Annotated in this window: 14 protein-coding genes; all 14 read left to right on the forward strand. The window is 33.0% G+C overall.

From position 1 onward, the window contains the following. Positions 1-92: 92 nt before the first annotated feature. The 14 genes from EAG11_RS16315 (at position 93) to EAG11_RS16380 (ending at position 21,267) form a co-directional block, all read left to right on the forward strand. Entirely contained in the window at positions 93-1,082 is a 990-nt protein-coding gene (locus EAG11_RS16315; protein WP_129540086.1) for an aspartate-semialdehyde dehydrogenase, read from the forward strand. 122 nt (positions 1,083-1,204) lie between these two features. Continuing rightward, positions 1,205-1,714, forward strand: a complete 510-nt coding sequence (locus tag EAG11_RS16320) for an SMI1/KNR4 family protein (RefSeq protein WP_129540087.1) — start codon at positions 1,205-1,207, stop codon at positions 1,712-1,714. Positions 1,715-1,737: 23 nt separating this feature from the next. Beyond that, the gene (locus tag EAG11_RS16325; RefSeq protein ID WP_129540088.1) at positions 1,738-2,202 is read left to right on the forward strand and encodes a DUF4265 domain-containing protein; all 465 of its coding nucleotides are present in this window, start codon (positions 1,738-1,740) and stop codon (positions 2,200-2,202) included. 58 nt (positions 2,203-2,260) lie between these two features. Further along, positions 2,261-2,938 (forward strand): DUF2625 domain-containing protein, encoded by a 678-nt coding sequence (locus tag EAG11_RS16330; protein ID WP_129540089.1) that lies wholly within the window; start codon positions 2,261-2,263, stop codon positions 2,936-2,938. A gap of 606 nt (positions 2,939-3,544) precedes the next feature. After that, on the forward strand, positions 3,545-5,029 hold the full coding sequence (locus tag EAG11_RS16335) for a hypothetical protein (protein WP_129540090.1): 1,485 nt from the start codon (positions 3,545-3,547) through the stop codon (positions 5,027-5,029). 611 nt (positions 5,030-5,640) lie between these two features. Then, positions 5,641-6,234 (forward strand): hypothetical protein, encoded by a 594-nt coding sequence (locus tag EAG11_RS16340; RefSeq protein WP_129540091.1) that lies wholly within the window; start codon positions 5,641-5,643, stop codon positions 6,232-6,234. A gap of 32 nt (positions 6,235-6,266) precedes the next feature. Further along, positions 6,267-10,958 (forward strand): hypothetical protein, encoded by a 4,692-nt coding sequence (locus EAG11_RS16345; protein WP_129540092.1) that lies wholly within the window; start codon positions 6,267-6,269, stop codon positions 10,956-10,958. Between the two features lie 548 nt (positions 10,959-11,506). Then, positions 11,507-11,869, forward strand: coding sequence for a hypothetical protein (locus tag EAG11_RS16350; RefSeq protein WP_129540093.1), 363 nt, complete (start codon positions 11,507-11,509; stop codon positions 11,867-11,869). A 288-nt stretch (positions 11,870-12,157) separates the two neighbouring features. After that, positions 12,158-13,624, forward strand: a complete 1,467-nt coding sequence (locus EAG11_RS16355; protein ID WP_129540094.1) for a tetratricopeptide repeat protein — start codon at positions 12,158-12,160, stop codon at positions 13,622-13,624. A gap of 594 nt (positions 13,625-14,218) precedes the next feature. After that, positions 14,219-15,394 carry a peroxiredoxin gene (locus tag EAG11_RS16360; RefSeq protein WP_129540095.1) on the forward strand — a complete coding sequence of 392 codons (1,176 nt, stop codon included), beginning with the start codon at positions 14,219-14,221 and terminating at the stop codon, positions 15,392-15,394. Positions 15,395-15,433: 39 nt separating this feature from the next. After that, positions 15,434-18,742 (forward strand): FISUMP domain-containing protein, encoded by a 3,309-nt coding sequence (locus EAG11_RS16365; RefSeq protein ID WP_129540096.1) that lies wholly within the window; start codon positions 15,434-15,436, stop codon positions 18,740-18,742. A gap of 692 nt (positions 18,743-19,434) precedes the next feature. Continuing rightward, positions 19,435-19,962 carry a GNAT family N-acetyltransferase gene (locus EAG11_RS16370; RefSeq protein WP_129540097.1) on the forward strand — a complete coding sequence of 176 codons (528 nt, stop codon included), beginning with the start codon at positions 19,435-19,437 and terminating at the stop codon, positions 19,960-19,962. A 507-nt stretch (positions 19,963-20,469) separates the two neighbouring features. Beyond that, complete coding sequence (locus EAG11_RS16375) at positions 20,470-20,850, forward strand: DUF1801 domain-containing protein (RefSeq protein WP_129540098.1); 381 nt, start codon at positions 20,470-20,472, stop codon at positions 20,848-20,850. 18 nt (positions 20,851-20,868) lie between these two features. Beyond that, positions 20,869-21,267 carry a tautomerase family protein gene (locus EAG11_RS16380; RefSeq protein ID WP_129540099.1) on the forward strand — a complete coding sequence of 133 codons (399 nt, stop codon included), beginning with the start codon at positions 20,869-20,871 and terminating at the stop codon, positions 21,265-21,267. Positions 21,268-21,281 lie beyond the last annotated feature (14 nt).

The raw sequence follows: 21,281 nt of genomic DNA on the forward strand, positions 1-21,281 counted from the left end.
TTTGTTATTTTTTGTGAACCCGCTTGTTTTCAACTTCATTATACCTATTTTTGCACTTCAAATAACAAACATTCACAATAAAAAATATAAAAATGAGAATAGCGATTGTAGGCGCTACCGGTATGGTTGGCGAAGTAATGCTAAAAGTGTTGGCAGAAAGAAATTTCCCTGTTACAGAATTAATTTTGGTTGCATCTGAGAAATCAGTTGGTAAACAAATCGAATATAAAGGAACTAATTATACGGTTGTTGGATTACAAACTGCTGTTGATTTGAAAGCTGATATTGCTATTTTCTCAGCTGGTGGTGAAACTTCATTAGAGTGGGCTCCAAAATTTGCTGCTGCAGGAACTACCGTTATCGATAACTCATCAGCTTGGAGAATGGATCCTACAAAAAAATTGATCGTTCCTGAAATCAATGCTTCTTCATTAACCAAAGAAGATAAAATTATAGCAAACCCAAACTGTTCAACTATTCAAATGGTTTTAACATTGGCGCCGTTGCACAAAAAATACGATATCAAAAGAATTGTTGTTTCTACTTACCAATCTATCACTGGAACTGGTGTAAAAGCTGTAAAGCAACTTGAAAATGAATACGCTGGAGTAAAAGGCGAAATGGTTTATAAATATCCTATTCACAGAAATGCTATCCCTCATTGCGATAGCTTTGAAGAAAATGGATACACCAAAGAAGAAATGAAACTAGTTCGTGAAACTCAAAAAATTCTTGGTGACAATACTATTGCTGTAACTGCAACTGCAGTTCGTGTTCCTGTTGTTGGTGGACATAGCGAAGCTGTAAATGTTGAGTTTACAAATGATTTTGATGTAAATGAAGTACGTGAAATTTTACATCATACGGATGGTATTGTTGTTCAGGATAACCTTGACACATTTACTTACCCAATGCCTCTTTATGCTGAAGGTAAAAATGATGTTTTTGTAGGTCGTATTCGTCGTGACGAAAGCCAGCCAAACACTTTAAACATGTGGATTGTTGCTGATAACTTAAGAAAAGGTGCTGCAACAAATACAATCCAAATTGCAGAATATCTTGTCGCTGCAAAATTGGTATAATTCACCTCCTAATATCTGATAAAAGCCGTAATCGCAAAGTTGTGATTACGGCTTTTCTGTAGAAAAAGAGTATTCTCAACAATAAAAAAAGCCATATCTTAGCTACTAAAAACTCAGAACGCATGAACTTCGATAACTATAAAGTAATTCCGAATTACAACACCCACAGAACCGACTTGTTTCTTGCTGATGATGAAGACATTCAGGCTTGCGAACAAACTTTAAACATCACTTTTGACAACAATTATAAGGAATATGTTGTAACGTACGGAAGCGGCATTCTAGGCGGAACCTACGTAAGAATCTATCTTCCTGAAACGATTGTACTCACTGTTGATGCATGGAAAAAAAGAATTAACGAATATTGGTTTTGGGATGAGGGAGCAACTGTTCTAACAAAAGAGCAGGTTTTAGACTCAGTAAGAATTGGAGATACATTTGACGGTGACGAAATTATTCTCTACAAAAACGAGTATTTCATTTTACCAAGAAATAGTGAAATGATATACAAAGCAGGTAAAACACTTGAAGAAACTATAAATTGGTTGTGCAATTCTGGAATTTTAACTGAAGCTTTTTCCGAAAGAGAATTCGAACCTTTTGACCCAAGCGAATGGGGCGATAAATTATAATAAAACAATAGCATTTAAATAAAATGGCAGAAGAACAAGACAAATATGTCAAAATACTTTTTAGATTTTTCAGTAATATTCTTAACGAATCGGCTGTAGAAACGTTATGGGCAACAACAATTAATGCTGAAAATGGATTGTATAAATTGGATAATATTCCGTTTTATGCACCCGTTTCTTGTGAAGATGTTGTCTTTGCAGAATTTGATGAAACAGAACAAAAATTAGTCTACAAACAGACTATTGAACATTCAGGAAATTCTACAATTCAGGTTATTGTTTTAGATAAAAATGTGCCAATAAACGATTTACGTGAAGTATTTAATGAACTTGGCTGTGAGTCTGAAAAATTCAATAATGACTATTTTGTAATACAAATTCCAGCAGCTTTAAAATACGAACCTATCCGACAAAAATTAATTGAGTTAGAAGAAAGCAAGATTATAAATTATGCTGAACCTGATTTATCAGATAATCATTGGTATTAAAAGTGTAAGATGTGAAATGTGAAATGTAAACTGTAAACTGTGAAATGTGAAATGTGAAATGAGAGACGTCGAAGAATTAATAAACACTACAGATCCAGGTTGGCCAATTGTAACCGAATGGATTAAGGAAGCAAATAACAAAATAGAAATTCTAACTGTTGACGATGCTAAAGCAAAAGAAGCATTGTATAAAACTCAGGTTTCTACGCGTTCACCAATGGGTGCAATTATTTTCAGCACAGGGGGAATATTAGTTGATAATGGCTGGATTAGAATTCTAGGCTCAGGTAGTGAAAAACTCGATCGTTCCTTACCCGATTGGAATGTTGGAAAATTCACTGAAGAGTTTGGAGAAAATCCAAGATTATTATTAATTGCTGATGATGCTCTCGGTGGATTTTTTATATTAAATGGTGGTGATCTGGGAAGTGATTTGGGGAACATATATTATTTTTCTCCAGACAATTTAGAATATGAGCCACTTGATATAACATACAGTGAATTTTTATCTTTTTGTTTCAATAATGATTTGGATGAATTTTACCGCAACCAAAGATGGAACAACTGGCAAGCAGAAGTTTCTAGATTAGATGGTAATTCCGTTTTTAATTTTATTCCGTTTCTTTGGAGTAAAGAAGGCAAAGACATAAACAAGAATAGCCGTAAGGAAATTCCAGTTGAAGAACAATTCAATTTTAATATTGAAATGAGAAAGCAATTAGCCTATAAAGGGTAAGATGTAAAATGAGAATAGTAAAATGACAAGTTTGGGATTGTTTTGCGTAAAACTAAAATTGCTTACAATCTTGGAATACTACTTTTAGAAAACATATTTCTTCTTATAAATTCAAGGGTCATTTACATACTAATTTATTTAGCCCTTGAATCTAATTACTCTTCTTTTTACTCAGGTGATTATTTCCTATCTAATACATAGAAACATAGGTTTTCACTACAAGAATCCTCAAAAAGAAATCTATTTCTTTCAAATAATAATACTTCAGTTATCACAAATCGAACAAAAAACTTACTTTTGCCCCAAAAAAATGTGCTTTAAAATAATAATAGCTAACCGATTTATTTACTAATTTAGATATGAAGTAAATCGCTTTGCATTAATTTATTTTTGTTTGTTTATTTGTTAGAGTAACCCTCTTTTATTTTTTTACAAAAAAGAGAATCTATTGTATTAAATCAATCTGTGTTATCTTATTTTAAGCACAATTGACGCCTATTCTTATTCAGATTACATCAAAAACTCTTTCGAAAATTATAGTACGTAAATACAAAAACGAACTAGAAAATGATCAATACTATTGCACAATAGACAAATTTTGATAAAATGAAAAAAACTATTTTAATTGTTTTATTTATATTTTCCTTTTTCAACACTATTATTTTTGCTCAAAACTACAATAAGAAGCAGATAGATAGCTTGTTAAAACTTTCTTATAGTTATATGGGAAATATTCCATATAAAATAATTCCTTTAAATCTAGAGATTGTAAAAGCTTCAAAAAAAATTGGATATAGACGAGGGGTAATAATTGCTTATGCTTATATCAGTAAAGAATATTATAATTTAGACGAAATTAAAAAAGCTCTGATCTATATTTCAAAAGCTGAAGCTGAGGCAAATATCATTAATGACCCTTCCTTATTGTCTAGTATTTTCAGAATAAAAGCAATGTGTTTCGCTCGTGCGGGTCTTCATACTGTTGCGAGAAAAGAATTAATTAAAGCATTAGCTATTACTGATTCTATTAAGGATCTAGATGAACAACACATAAAAAGAGGATTCATTTATAGATTAATGGCACTTGCAATTGTAGCCGAAAATAACAAACCAAAAGATTCCAGCCTATATTATAGCAAAAAAAGTTATAAGGAATTTTTGAGTATGAAAAATGAGAACTTTCTAAAAAATGATGGACTATCTATTGCTTCATTAGAACTAGGTCATAATTTTACTATCTTAAAGCAGAATGACTCAGCAGAATATTATTTTAAAAAAGGTTTTTCAATTGCTAATAAAATAGACTATACCTATGGAAAAGCCTATTCACTTAAACTTTTAGGAGAACTCTATTTTATAAAACAAGAATATAAGCAATCTATTATTTATTATAATGAAGCAATTATCGAGGCAAAAAAAAACCAATTAAGATCTCTTTTAAAAGATTGTTATATTGGCTTATCAAAAGTATATAACGCTATAGGTAATACTCAAGAATACAAGAAATCACTTAGTAATTATATTGAACTAACAGATAGTCTTAAAGTATTAAATGACAAAATAGTTGATGAGTCTGTAGAATATGTTATTAAAGAAAAAGAGAAAGATTACGAATACGGTACTTTAAAATTACAAAAGATAAAAACTTTTTTAATAGGTATCATTCTAATAATTGCAGTTCTATTGTTTTTCATTTATAAAAAATATAAATTTGAGAGAATAAAAAGAATAAAAAATACTGAATTACTGAAAAAAAAGAAAGAAAAATTAGAACGCCTAACCGATTCTAATAGAATTACTTTACAGGAAGTATTGCAATTAGCAATTGATAAAGCCCCCTCTTTTAATGCTAAATTTCAGGAATTAGAACCCGACTTTTATGACAAACTAAATCAAAAAGCCATTGTGCCGCTCAATTATAATGATTTACTATTTTGTGCTATGATTCGTTTAGGATTCACAACAAAAGAAATTGCACAAAATCTAAATTCTACAGTAGGAGCTGTAGAAACCCGAAAATACCGATTACGAAAAAAGTTTAACATGGTTTCATCAGAGGAGGATCTTACGCTTTGGATAATGAACCTATAAAAGCTTCGTTTGCATTTTATCTGGTTCTAAAAATACCCCTGGTCTTATAAATATACCCATAAAAAAATATTTTATACGGTTAGAGTTGACTCAGACTGTCAAAATTTCCTGATTTAAAAAAGACCTAAAATTAGGTTTTAAGCAGGCCATAAATAGTGTTTTTATACCCTCTCTTAATTAAAATTTTCTTTTCACTGTATTTATTTAATAAAAAAAACAAAAAAGGAAGCTCTTTCTGAATGATTATAAATTATTGTTTTTCAACTATTTACGATTAAAAAAATTCTTTGTGATAAATTGTGATATTTAAAATTAGTACTAAATTACAATTTCACACTACTTTTGCACTCCCCCTTTGTAGCAAAAAATTATCATACGCATAATTATTACGTTACATCCAAATTCAGTCAGATTATAGAATAAGTATATTTTTCATCTTACTGTACTCCCATCAAAATAATTTGATAGTTATTACACTAACATCATCTCTAAAAATTTAAATAAAACACATGTTTTTTTATTTAAAGACGTCTTGCATTGGGTTCTGTTTTACCAAAATAATGCAAGGTGTCCTGTTATATTATAAAATCAATAAATCAAATACTACCATTATGAAGAATACAAATTACTTATCCCAACTATTTATAATTATGTCACTTCTTGTGTCTTTACCATTGTTTGCCCAGCATAAAGGGACTGGTATAGGTACCTTCACTCCCGATCCGAGTTCCTCTTTAGATGTAAAAAGTGAGAATTCAGGAGTATTAATTCCCAGAATCTCCGGATTAACAAATGATAATACTACCTCATCTGTCAAAAATCCGGCTAACGGTTTGTTGGTTTACAATAAAGACAAACAGTGCCTAAGCCAGAATATTGGCACCCCAGAAGCAGCTAACTGGATTTGTATTAGCGGTAATGTCGTAAAATTCTTTTATATGCCCTCAATAGCATTAGATATTACGATTACAAACGGCAGATATGATTTATTTGAACTGTATAAAAAACAATTTTCTAATCCGGTAGTAAAGAGTGATGGCGCGCCTTCACAAATTCCCTTTTTTGGCGCCGCACAGGATCTATACTATTATGTAACTGCATATAGTGCTATTGTTTTTGAAGACGTAAAAGTCAGTCCAGAAGGTATCCTCACCTACAAAGTAAAAAAGACGCACAGACTAACAGTGACAGCAGTGATTTTATGAACATTGTTCTTGTTGTAAAATAATATGAAACTATGAATCAGATTAATTTTTATATAATACATAGCAAAAAGCAGAAAGGAAGAAAACTATTTTCTTTTATTCTTTTCTTTTTGTTAATGAATTTTACCGCTGTTGTATATGGCCAGAAGACAGGCTGTCCAGGTGATTTTGATTGCGATACCGTTATTGATGCTTTGGATATCGATGATGATAATGACGGTATTTACGATCATATCGAATCGCCTGGTTGTTTTTATCTGGATAAAAAAATACATGAAACCGGAGATCGGAGAGATCAATTGGCAGTTAGTACTACTTTACCGTATTCTACAGGAACACCAGAAGAGTTGGTAGACGGGGTAACCAATACAGGTGGAATTACAATTCCTGTTTTAACAGCTATAGCCAATCAGGAGATATTCAGGCTAACAACGAAGTTAGCTACTGGTATCGAATATACTTCTTTGATACTATCTTCTTCTACTTCTATGTTTACCACTGCTGCAGAAGTAGTTTTACAAGGCTCAAAAGATGGAAAGAACTGGATTAATTTAACCCCCAATCTTAAACCCGGATCGGTCAATTCGTTTACTTTTAACGTTGATGCAGGTAAACAGGATTTATATAGACATTATCGTTTGTGGGGTATAACAGGAACTACGTATTATTACTTACAATCTTTTATGGAAATTACTGGAATAGTTGGGAATTATATGCCGTCTTTATATCCTAAAGATGTATGTGAAGGAGAAGATATCGATGGGGATGGACAACCCAATCATCAGGATTTAGATGCTGATGGGGATGGTATAGCCGATGTACTCGAAGCTGGTTTTTCGGATCCGGATAAAGATGGAAAATTAGGAAATAGCCCAGTTACAGTAGATTCGTATGGAGCCGTTATTGCTGCCTCTGGGTACAGCATACCCTATGAATATTATAAGATAGCCGCCATTGATGCCACAAAAGATACTGATGGTGATGGTGTTTGGGATCTATTTGATGTAGATGATGATAATGATGGCATCTACGATCATATTGAATCATCAGGTTGTTTTGAACTGGATAAAAAAGCATATGAAACGGGAGACCGAAGAGAGCAATTGGCGTTTAGTACTACTTTACCATACTCTGGAGGGACGCCAGAAGAGTTGGTAGACGGGGTGGTAACCAATTCAGGTGGAATAACGATTCCTGGATTGACCTCTATAGCCAATCAGGAGATATTCAGACTCACAACGAAGTTAGCTGCTGGTATCGAATATGCTTCTTTGATACTATCTTCTTCTACTTCTACGTTTACCACTGCTGCAGAAGTGGTTTTACAAGGCTCAAAAGATGGAGAGAACTGGATTAATTTAACCCCCAATCTTAAACCCGGATCGGTTTCTTCGTTAACTTTTAAAGTTGATGCGGATAAACAGGATGTATACAGACATTATCGTTTGTGGGGTATAACAGGAACTACGTATAATTACCAACAATCTTTTAGGGAAATTACAGGAATAGCAGATCATTATATGCCGTCTTTATATCCGAAAGCTATATGTGTAGGAGAGGATATCGATGGAGACGGAATCCCGAATCATCAGGATTTAGATGCTGACGGAGATGCTGCAACTGATGTGCTCGAAGCGGGTTTTTCGGATCCAGATAAAGATGGATTATTAGGAAATAGTCCCGTTACAGTAGACCGCTTCGGAGCTGTTACTTCTGCGTTAGGGTACAGCATCCCGTATGAATATTATAAAATTGCGACCATTGATGCTACAAAAGACACCGATGGAGATGGTGTTTGGGATCTATTTGATGTAGATGATGATAATGATGGTATCTACGATCATATTGAATCACCGGATTGTTTTGATCTGGATAAAAAAGTATATGAAACTGGAGACCGAAGAGCACAATTGGAGGTGACTACTACTTTACCTTATACCAAAGGGGTTCCAGAAGGCTTAATAGACGGGATATTAACCGATGCAACAGGTATTAGAATTCCTGGGTCAACACCTATAACCAATCAGGAGATTTTCAGACTGACCACTAAATTGACAGCTGGGATCGAATATACTTCTCTTACATTATATCTTGATTATTCTATTTTTATCAGTGGTTCGAAAGGAATTTTACAGGGTTCTAATGATGGATTGAATTGGGTAAATTTAACGGATGATAATCAATTGGGGACCTATTATCCCGTTACTATTTTGGTTACCAAGAATCATGGAGCCTTCAGACATTATCGACTGTTGGGTACAGCTGGTAAAACCACAACAACTGTTCGGATTATTAGAGAAATTACGGGAGTAGTTGGGAACTATATGCCTTCTTTATATCCAAAAGCAACTTGTGAAGGAGAAGATATCGATGGAGACGGAATCCCAAATCATCAGGATTTGGATGCTGACGGAGATGGTGCGTCTGATGTACTCGAAGCGGGCTTTTTGGATCCTGATGCGGATGGTTTTTTAGGAAATAGTCCTGTTATAGTAGATTCATATGGAGCTGTTCAGGATCATGGCTATATTAGTCCGTTATTGTATTATAAACTGAAAGACAATACCATTACAGAAGATACCGATGGAGATGGCGTCTGGAATATATTTGATTTAGATGATGATAACGATGGTATTTATGATTACATCGAATCCCCTGAATGTTTTACAGCCAAAAATGTTTTTGAAACCGGAGACAAAAGAGAATTCCTTGAGGTTAGTACCACTTTAGCATATACCGCTGGAACTCCGAAAGAATTGATAGACGGAGTAACCAGTACAGATGGCATTACGATTCCTGCTGCAACGCCTATAGCCAATCAGGAGATTTTCAGACTGAGTACTACCTTAGCTTTGGGTATCGAATATGCTTCTATTTCGTTAACTCTTGATAATCCTATTTTTAATAATGGATCCAAAGGAATTTTACAGGGATCCAACGATGGATTAAGTTGGACAGATTTAACAGCCGACAGCCAGCTGAATACAACTAATCCAGTTACTATCTCAGTTGCGAAAAATCAGGGGTCGTATCGGGTATATCGCTTATTGGGTACAGCAGGAACTACTACCACTATCCGAATTATTAGAGAAATTACGGGAGTAGTTGAGAATTATATACCGTCTTTATATCCGAAAGCAATATGTGAAGGAGAAGATTTGGATGGAGATGGAATCCCGAATCATCAGGATTTGAATGCAGATGGAGATACGTGTAATGATGTTTTGGAAGTTGGTTTCTTAGATGATGATAAAGATGGAATATTAGGCAACAGTCCGGTTACTGTAAATCAGTTTGGAATGGTTACCTCAGCACAGGGATATACGCTTCCTCCTAATATGTATTGGCTGGATATTACTAAAAATGTATGTTCAGGAGAAGGAATTCCTTTGGACGAAGATTCCCATTGCACTGATTTAGAAGACCTCAATAGCGACACCAATTTAGCACAATCTATTTTCCATTCTACTATAGTAACCACTAAAGACGGTTACTCCATATTTGGGCAGGCAACACATCCTTCTGGTAGTGGTAATCTTACAACCCCTACTCCTATGACTCCAGGAAATGGTTTCACTTACGAAGGAGAAATCAGATTGGCAGCGTTAGCGGGGGTAACTGGAGGATATGACTTTTCTCAATATTTTATATTATCAACAAAAGGATTGTATGTATGGGGGCCTACAAAAAACATGGCTATCCCCACAGGATGGACTACTAATACTGGATTTTCAAAAATTCAGCTGCCAGCTGGTGTTACTCCAGAAAACATTAAGAATATGAGTGCCAGTTATACCAATTTGGTGCTGTTAACCAAATGGGGAGAGGTCTATATTGCAGCTGGAAATTATAGCACTGTTCATCCTTCTGTATATGGGGATGGAAGCACTGTTATAGATAATACATGGCATAAAGCGGCAATTAATCAAGTTGTTTCTGTTAAAATCAATAGCTTCGGTCAGGCACTGGCATTAACAAATTCAGGAAAATTATATACTTGGGGTGCAAATGTTTATTTAGGAGATGCTTCAGCATATAAGATATTGTCTGTTCCAACTCAAATGACACTTCCTTCCTCAATAACCAAGGTTAAAATGACTGCACTGACTTATAATGGCGGAAGTGCTACTTATTTTGTTTTGGGAGAAGATAAAAGAGTTTACTCTTTAGGAGGAGGGAATAATGGGATTTTAGGTATTAATTCGACAGCAATTTCGACTACTTGGAATACAGTAAAAAGCCCTTCTGGAACTGGGGCAGGTACTGGTACTGGTACTGGTACTGGTACTGGTTATCTGGAAAACATTAAATTTATTACAGCAACTCTTCATGATAATACTGTTGGTGCAGCTGGTGCAATTGATGAGAATGGCGTGCCCTACTTGTGGGGAGAAAATGGTAGTTCCCGTTTAGGAGCTCCTTCTAGTGGCTCGATACTTTTACCAAGAATACCAGATGGAATAACCCCAGGATTTCATAATATTATTGCAGTGGAGATGGGAGGCCATGTTACCCCTATTATAGATAAACGACTGGGTAAATTTGGGTATATAGGACATAAGACTTCTGGGAGTATGGGAGTACCCGGAGAAGGTACAATAACAAAATATGATTTTGAGAATACGCCTGAAGTCGATTTTTGTAATATTGTAATCGGTAGCCGCAAAAAAATGCGTGTTACTGTTAACCCAATGACTATTAATACTCCCATAAAAAAAGAATAAATCAATTCGTTATTAGCATCATTTTTTTCACAAGAGGTTGTCTGAAAGTAATTTTAGACAACCTCTTTTATTTGTTGAAATAATATTATTGATAAAGAAAGTCCAGCGGGACGTTACATTTATAGCAATTTTATTTATAATCAAAAGAACCCCATCAGGGTGGTGTTTCATTAACCACACAACCAACACTCCTGAACGACAATCAATTGGAACAATACCTATAACAATCTAAAGAAAAAACCAAAATATCGCTACGCTGTAGCTTTTTCCTAAACCCATTTAAATTTGCTATAAATAGGATGCTCCGCTGGAGCAATTATCTATCATGTCTTCTAAAATTTAAAAAAAACAACAAAGAGGCTATCTGAAAATTACTTTTCGGACAGCCTCATTTGTTTAAAGTATTTTTTAGATGTAATACCATTGAATAATTCAATCGTTATACTTTCAAAAAGCAAAAGGACTAGATTAAAATAATGCTGTTATTGCAAGAAGCTTTACACAAAACCAACCACATTTGAATATAAACAGACCTTCAAATCTAATCTATGGGAATACTTGACAGACTATGTGGAAAATCGATATCTAAAAATCCTGAAGAGGAATATATCATACCAATAACAGATGAATCTATAAAAGTGGAACATCCTGATAGAGAAACTGAAACCATTTTATGGAAAGATATTGAGTCCATAAAATTAATAAATACAGATAATGGTCCTTTTGCACCAGATGTTTGGTTGGCATTAATCGATAAAAATACGGGCTGTTTAATTCCTCAGAGAACAAAGGGATTCGAAACGGTTTATGCCATCGTTTCAGAATATGAAAATTTCAATTTTGAGAATTTCATCGAATCAATCTCCTGCACCGATAATGGAGAGTTCTTACTTTGGAAAAAAGAGGAATAAATATTAATTTAGTAAAACTATTACTTTATTTTAGTCTATTCATTTTTATTTGTTGGAGCATTCTTCTTTTTATTATTTATAAAAACCAGTGTCTTTTATAGTAATGCGTTTTATATGAGCTGTGTTATTTTTATTTTTAATTCCATTGATACCAGCTCTTATCTGGATGATATCAATACACTTTCGGGAAAACTCCAAAAAAAATTTGCTGTACATAAAAAAACAAACCATAAAGTAATCGATACTGTAAATAATAGATAATTTTATATTTAGACAAACTATAATAAAATGAAAAAAACGGTGGCAATTATTATTTTTCTATTCTGCAATACTATTGCTCTTTCTCAAACCTATACTAAGGGACAGATCGATAGTTTAATCGTAGTATGCGAAAAATATATATACGATATGAATGGCAAAACAAAACCACTGGCTTTGGATATTATAAAACATTCTGAAAAAATAAAATATCCTCATGGAATCATTCTTGGTTACGAACTCATTATTTCTAATTATGGTTTTTTAGGAGATTTTAAAACAGCACTAGAATATATTACCCTTGCAGAGAAAGAAATGCCTAAAATACAAGATAGTACCCTATTTATTGGTATTATCCGTTTAAAAGGAGATTGCTTGAGCAGAACAGGTCTTTATCAAAGAGCAAGAAAAGAGTTTAACAGAAGCCTGAGATTAGCTGATAAAATAGAAAATAAAGATTATAAACACAGTTTCAAAGCAAACATTTATAATTCTATTGCAATGACTATAAGCAAACAAGATGAGACTAACGATTCTATATTTTATTATTACAGAAAATGTATTTCTGAATTTCAGCAAAGAACAACTCATCAGGAAGGGAAGAAAAGATCTATAGCACAAATTAATTTAAATATAAGCACTTGTTTTATTCAGATTAAGCAATATGATTCTGCAGCCTATTATGTTCAGAGAGCCCTTAAATTACTCGATAAAAAAGATACTACCGTCCTTAAACTAAATGCTTATAAAAATTTAGGAGATATTCATTTAGGAAAAAGAGACTATAACTCCGCAATTTATTACTATGAATCCATATTAGACAAAGCAAAAACAGCGCATCAAATATATATTTTAAGTAATGCTTATTCTAAATTATCAACTATTTATGCTATTCTGGGTGATGATCAGAAATCAAGAGCGTATCAGGAAAAATTTACAATAATAAACAGAGAGATCAATAAATCAGAAAAAGATGCCTTAGAAGTTTCTGTTAAAAATATAGAAAAAAAACATGACGACAACGTTAAGTCTTCCCGACTAATTTTTAACGTTATCCTAAGTTGTGTACTATTACTTTCAGGTATTGTAGTGTACTTTCTTATTAAGAAATTAAAAAACACAAAAGCAGCTAAAAAAAATAAAGCCAAACTACTTTATGAGAAAGAATTAGAATTAGAGCGTTTAGCAGATTCTAACAAAGTTACTTTACAGGAAGTATGGCAATTAGCAGTTGATAAAGACCCTTCTTTTAATACTAAATTTCAGGAATTAGAACCCGACTTTTATGACAAATTAAATCAAAAAGCCATTGTTCCGCTTAATTATAACGATCTATTATTTTGTGCTATGATTCGTTTAGGATTTATAACAAAAGAAATAGCACAAAATCTAAATTTGTCAGTAGGAGCTATTGAAACCCGAAAATCTCGATTACGAAAAAAGTTCAATATGATTTCTTCAGAGGACGATCTTACAATCTGGATGATGAATCTTTAAACCTTTCTTTTGTATTTATCTGATTCTAAAAAAACACAGCTAATTCTATAAATTATAAAAAAAATTATAGGTTTAGAATTGACTCTGTATCTCAAAAATTATTGATTTAAAAAGACAAAAAAATATGTTTTAGACAGGCCATAAATGGTGTTTTTTGTCATCCCCTGATTAAAATTTTCTTCTCATTATTTTTATCTCTTAAAAAAATAAAAATAAAAAGCTATTTTTTTAAATTTTCAACTTACTAAAAAACAACCACTTACAAAATAAAATACGCCTTGTAATAAATTGTAATGTTTAAAAATAGTTCTGAATTATAATTTCACGCTACTTTTGCACTCCCCCTTTGTAGCCAAAAATTATCATACGCCTAATTATTGCTTCGCACCCAAATCCAGCTAGATTATAAAACAAGTATATTTTTCATCTTGCTGTCCTCCCACGAAATAATCTGATTGTTATTGCCCCAACATCATATCTAAAAACTTAAATAAAAAACACGTGTTTTTTATTTTAAAGATGTCTTGCCTTTGGTTCTATTTTACCAAAATAGTATAAGATATCCTGTCATATTAAAAAATTAAAGTAAAAAAAATGATAACTAAAAGAATACTATTGACGCTCTTTTTTGTTTACAATTGTGCCATATGGGCACAGAATATTACTATCTCATTTATAAAATTCCCTTCAAAAAGCTATGCATTAATTGAATATAAAGGAACAAAATCTGATACGATAGTAAAAGGTTATTTAGACAAGCAAGGAAACGCAAAATTACAGCTGCCTGCTTCGGTTAAAAATTATCAAGGAATGGTATCGCTTATTATAGATAAAGATGCAAAAATGGATATGATTATGAACAATGAGAATTTTTCAGTTGCATCAATCTATGCCTATCCTGATACGCGTACATCACAATTTATAGGATCTGAAGAAAACCAATTTCTCAAAGATTATCTTTTGGGAAATGAAGTAATTGCTAATCCTAAATTATACGTTAATCAATTGAAGAAGGAAATGGACTATCTCAATCGAATTTTAGTAGCAGCGAATGCTTCAGATTCAGCCATAGAAAGTCTGCGCTCAGAATTTTTAAATGTAGACATGCCTGTACTTTATCATTCTCCATTTTGGAAAACAATGCTTACTTATTGGGTAATAATGTATAACAATCGAATAAAAGATGATGATAAACTAATCGCTGATGCTTTGCAAATCATGAAAAACATAAAGCAGGAAGCAACATTAGACGAGTTTGCCAATAACCTGGTAGATATATGCGAGCAATATGGTTGGGAATATATTAAAAATCAGTTGGTACAACAGATCTATAATTCAGGGATGATCAAATCTCCAACCCGTCATCTAGCTATACTTTTAAAAAGTAGCGGAGTGCAAATAGGAGAAACACCACCTGATTTTTTAGTAGATAAAAAAACTAAACTGAGCTCTTTATTTAAAGATAAACTGTTATTGTTTTTTTACGACAGTGCTTGCTATAAATGCAGTAATGAAATAAAAGAATTGAAGGCCTATTCAGAAAAACTAACAGAAAATAAGATAAAAATAGTATCCATTTCGGTAGATCCTACTAAAGATGAATTAGAAGAAAATACCAAGGATTTTTCATGGAAATACAAACTAAATGATCCAGATAATCATATTTTCCATCCTTATGGAGTAATCATGACCCCTACCTATTTTGTAATAGAAAAAGGAAAGATAGCAGGTAGATATGCCCGATTGGAAGATATAGGATTACATAAATAAATTTCAAATTAATTAAACTTTACAAACATTAAAAATATTATGAGAACTAGAATGAGAATGAGATTTTTAATTCCTTTTTTATTACTGTTGCCTACAGTAATTTTAGCACAAACAGTTATAGGATCGGTTTCAAAGCCTGCCAGTTATTCCTTGCTGGAATTATCTACAGCAAAAATTAAAGGAGGTATTAGAATGCCTCAACTTACCACAGTAGAAAGAGACAATCTTACTACGCCAAGCTTTATTAGTGATGCAAAAGCAATAGGGCTTACAATATATAATATAGATACCAAATGTATAGAATACTGGAATACAAACAAATGGGTAAGTTTATGTTCTGGTAATGCTGATATTGGCTTTAAGCCAAATGATCCCTCCAAGCCTGTTTATCCTCCAGAAGGCGGAATAGTAGGCCCTTTTATCCCTATAGAAACTCCTCCTTGTACAGGAAAGATTCCTTATACTCATACAGTTATAACAGGTAGTGATTTTATTTCTATCGACATTACAGATAATAATACGGGAGCATTTACTATAAAAATGGAGCCTAACTTAACTGCAACTTCACGTACAGCGATTGTACGTTCTACAAATAATTGTACAGGAGAATATAAAGAGTTTTTATTTACACAAGATGGGGATACTAAATTATGTGATTTAACCGTTGCAAAGCCGCTAATAGCTGTGAGCAACAATGGCGTGCTTTGTATCGGTGGAGATGTATTTATGGAAGTAACAAACGTAAAATCTGGGGCAAATTATATCTGGACAATTAATAATATTGTACAAGGACAAGGAACGAGCTTTAGAGCAACCCAATCAGGTATTTATAAGGTATATGTGGGAGCAATAGGTTGCGATAAATTAAATGCAAATAGTGTCTCGGATAATATAAAAGTTACTACAGGTTCTGGCACCGCACCAAACAATACTACAGTTTTATATGCAACTAATAACGGAATAATCTGTGGAGCTACAGGAGAAGTTACACTAACTGCTTATAATTTTTCACAACTCAGTGAGCTTACTTGGTATAAAAATGGAAAAAAAACAACTAAAAAAGGGACTGCAATTATTCTTAAAGCAGCAGATAAGGGAGAATGGACTGCTGTTATAGAACGCGATAATTGTAGTTCTTTACCTAGCAAAAGCGTTACTGTATCTGTAGATGAGTCAAGCAAACCGCTTAAACAACCGATAATTTCGATTAATGGAAAACTACTGTCACAATTAAATGATTTTTGTAGTAACGGGCGTTTAAAACTAGAATTAAGTAACCCACCTAGCGATTATACAAATGCTGTGACTGTTAAGTGGTATAACGGCCTAGAGTATCTTGGTGAAGGCAAAGAGCTTACGATAACGGCGCCTTCTAGTGGCAATAATATTATACTGCGTTGTGTAGTTTCAGATAATACAGGAGTTCTTTGTTCAGCAGAATTTACCGAGACTAAAAAATTGCAAGGAACAGCACCAGCAACTCCAGTAATTACAGCTAATCCGCCACTTATTTGTGGTAGTGTAGATGCTCAGTTAACAGCAACTGTAACTGGTGGTCCTTTTACTTTTCAGTGGTACAAAGAAGGAGTACTTATGCCTGATAAAGTAAGCCAAACTCTTACTGTTGATAAAATAGGTTCGTACCAAGTAGAAGCAATTAATCAATCCGGTTGTATTAGTTCTTTATCAGCTGCACTTTTGATAGACTTGTCTGATTTTCCAGTTTTAGAATGGAAGGCAGTTTATGATAAAGCCGAGCTCAACCAAACAAAAATATTTCAGGTATCCGATACATTTAATCCTACATCCTATACCTGGACAGCAGATAATGGAGCAACAATAGAAAATGGACAGGGTACAAATACCGTTCGTATAAAATTTCCTAATGCAGATGCAATAGTGAATATAACAATTGAAGCAGAAAATGGTTGTGGTATTAGTAACAAATTGAATCAGAAAGTAACAGTAGCTCCTGCTTGTATTGCAGCTGTTATAAAAAAGACTACCATGTCTCCTACAGGAACAGTTCTTACGGGTAACTCGGTAACTATGTCAGTACTCGCAGAGGGATCAAACACGGCTACAGCACCTATTACCTATCAGTGGAAGTTTAATGGTACTTCAATTTCTGGAGCAACTTCGGCTACGTACACAATAAACAATCTAAAAACGAATAATAGTGGTAGTTATAGCTGTGTTGTAAACAATTGTAGTAACAAACCCGTTACAACCACAGCTGGAACAATTGATGTTATTGACGAAACTACGCTTCCAAAAGGGAGTGGTGCTATAGCTGGAGAAGATTGTTTTGATATTGCCTCTGCATCAAGTAATAATGCTAAATGTGGGCTACTCTCATCTAGAGAATCCCACAGAGCCGATTTTAATAAATCGTACACTTATACATTTACAAGTATTGGTTCGAGTAATACAAATTTACGCTTTGTTATTAATGATCCTGAAAAAGCAGTGGAGAGTTATCAAGTACAAAAAGACATACCAGCCACTTTAGGGAATGGAGCAAAATATACAGTTACGATTAAATATAAGCAATCTTTAATGACTACTGCAGCAGGTAGAGACAATGACAATCCTGTTAGAGTTACACTAGTAGCTCTTTATAAAACGGGAGGTGTTGAGGGTAAATCGAAACTAGAAATTACAATTAAAGATTGTACGTGTTGTTCTGTGGCTACAGATCTTGATGGGAATGTATATACAGCAAAACTTTTTGGAGATACTTGCTGGATGACCCAAAACTTACGCACAACTGTAGACAAAGATGGAAAAAGTTTGGGTGGAGTATATCTATATGCTGGAAGTGGGATTTCAGGCATTTATAATGCAAGTGATCTGAAAAGCGGTACTGTAACTTATGTTGTAAATGATGTACGTACAACTGAATCTCGTGCAGATTTTGCGTCTAAATTTGGTTTATTATATAATGATTACCAAAAGGCTCTTAATCCTTGTCCAGAGGGATGGCACGTATCTACAATTTCAGAATGGATTAACTTACGTAGTTTGTTGTTGGCAAAAAATAGTAAGTATGGCAAACAAGCAAAGGCAAATAATAATAAATATCAGCCATCGTATGGCGGTGGATATACCTGGGGAGGGTACGCTCCAAATGACAGTAACAATTCAGGCTTTAACCTGTTGCCAACAGGATATACATACAATAGTGGGAGTGGTACTTATGGTCAAAATTTTGCAAGCGTTGCAATGATGGCGTTATCTGGAACTACTCAATATATTTGGTTGACAAACAATAGCGATGTTTTTTATTTTACGAATGCTACAGCAGATACAAAGTATAATAAACCTATTAGATGTGTTAAAAATTAATTTTATATTTTAAAAAAAATAATGAAACAGTAGTATTGGTTTAGTTGTATAGTAAACGATTATTATAAAAACAAGCCATTATTGATAAGCTGAGCATAGTCAAGGTTATAGATAACTTCTTGATTCTGCTCAGCTTTTTTAATTAAAAAAATGAATAAATCTGTGTCTTCATAATAACGAATCCGTCTAATCTGCCTCAGAATATATAGTTTTTGAATTCTAACTAATTGGTTATAATTATTGTATTTCTAAAAAAACAAGGTGGAAAAAGAAGCTATACGTACTAATAAAATTCATCAAATCATTTAATACACAAACCCTTATTTATATTCTAATCTTGAAATCGAAAGACATAAACTTCAAAAACTCTAAAACATTTTTTTTTATTATATTTGATACAAGTATTGACTTCGTTTATTTACGAATTAAAAACCCTAAATATCAATATATTAATTAAAACTAATTCCGTGTTTTCACTTAAACTAATTACACTCTACTACATTTTTTAGCAATTAGAACTTAAGTAAATCGCTTGGATTGATTCAATTTTAATAGTGAATTAAAAAGTACAAATTACTAAACATCTGAACTAAACTTATTAGGTATTCTTTGTCACTACAAGATGAGAAATGGTTAAAACTAAAGTCAATATTTGAGAAGAATTTACAAAAAACAGAATAAATTAAATATTCATGGAAACCATTAAAATTGAGAAAGTCACGATAAATGATATTGAAAAACTGCAAAATATCGGAAGACAAACGTTTCTAGAAACTTTTTCGAAGCCAAATACGGAAGAAAACATGAACCATTATTTGTCTACCAGTTTTGCCTTTGATAAACTAAAAAAGGAAATTGAAAATCCTGATTCCGAATTCTTCTTTGCAGTATTGAATGATGTCGTTATTGGATACTTAAAAACAAATTCAGGAGAAGCACAAACAGAATTAAAAGATAATAATGCCTTAGAAATAGAACGTATTTACGTTTCACAAGAATTCTTAGGCAAAAAGGTTGGGCAGCTTTTGTATGACAAAGCATTACAAATTGCCAAAGAAAAAAATGTAGGCTATTTATGGCTTGGCGTTTGGGAGCAAAACCATAGAGCATTGGCTTTTTATAAAAAAAATGGCTTTGTTGAATTTGACAAACATATTTTTAAATTAGGAAATGACCCGCAAACAGATATAATGATGAAATTGACCTTAAATTGTCTATAGAGGAACGCGGATTAAACAGATTCTAAAACTTTGCGACCTTTGCAGTTAATTCTTTTGCCACAGATTAAAATAGTTAGTCGCGAAATATTTTTTCTCGCAGATCAAAAAAAAATTGAGCAGATGCGCACAGATTTTTTGCAAATTAAATCGGCTTGGATTCCCCTAAATCTGCAGAATCTGCGTGAAACAATAAAAAACTACGAATCTCAAAACTTTGCGACCTCTGCGGTTAATTTTTAGCCACAGATTAAAATAGTTAGTCGCGAAATATTTTTTCTCGCAGATCAAAAAAAAATTGAGCAGATGCGCACAGATTTTTTGCAAATTAAATCGGCTTGGATTCGCCTAAATCTGTAGAATCTGCGTGAAACAATAAAAAAACTACGAATCTCAAAACTTTGCGGTTAATTTTTTAGCCACTCCCGATAGCTATCGGGATAAAGGATTAAAAACTTTGCGACCTTTGCGGTTAATTCTTTTACTACAGATTAAAAACAAAAACACAAAATGAGTTTAGAGCTTGATAATTTCTACCTAAAACAAGAAGAACCTAATAAAGGGTGCTTGCTGGCATTACGACAAATTATTCTTTCACAAGATTCTGAAATCACCCATACTTTAAAATATGGCATGCCTTTTTTCTGTTATAAAGGAAAGATGTTTTGCTATTTATGGGTTCATAAAACAAATAACAAACCCTATCTCGGAATCGTTGAAGGCAAACACTTTGACAATCCTGAATTAGTAGCCGAAAAACGCTCACGGATGAAAACAATGTTATTTGATCCAAACGAAGACCTACCAATAGATACCATAAAGTCAATTTTGGAGAAAGCAGTCGACCTTTACAAAAGTGGAAAAATTAAAATAGTAAAAAGAGGAAAATAGTAACATTAAGAATCAATTATGCCATTTGTTAGAATAAGTTTACCGAAAAAATTATCGCAAGAAACCAAAGAAAACATTTCGATCTCGATACACGAATCTTTAATTCAGGAGTTCAATATCCCGCAAGATGATTATTTTCATGTAATAGAAGAATTAGAAACCTCCCAAATTAAATTTCCTAAGAGTTATCTTGGTATTACCCATTCAGAAAATATTATTTACGTTCAGATAACAGCTGGGCAAGGGAGAACAAAAGAGCAAAAAACAAAACTATATGCTCAGATTGCTGCTAGGATTTCGAATACTACCGAAATTCTAAAAAATGACATTATCATAATTTTATTAGAGAATAATGGCAGCGAAAATTGGTCATTTGGAAATGGAGAAATTCAAGAACCAAAACATTTAAAACAATAAGTAACAAGCACTAT

Source organism: Flavobacterium sp. 140616W15 (assembly GCF_003668995.1).
GTDB lineage: Bacteria > Bacteroidota > Bacteroidia > Flavobacteriales > Flavobacteriaceae > Flavobacterium.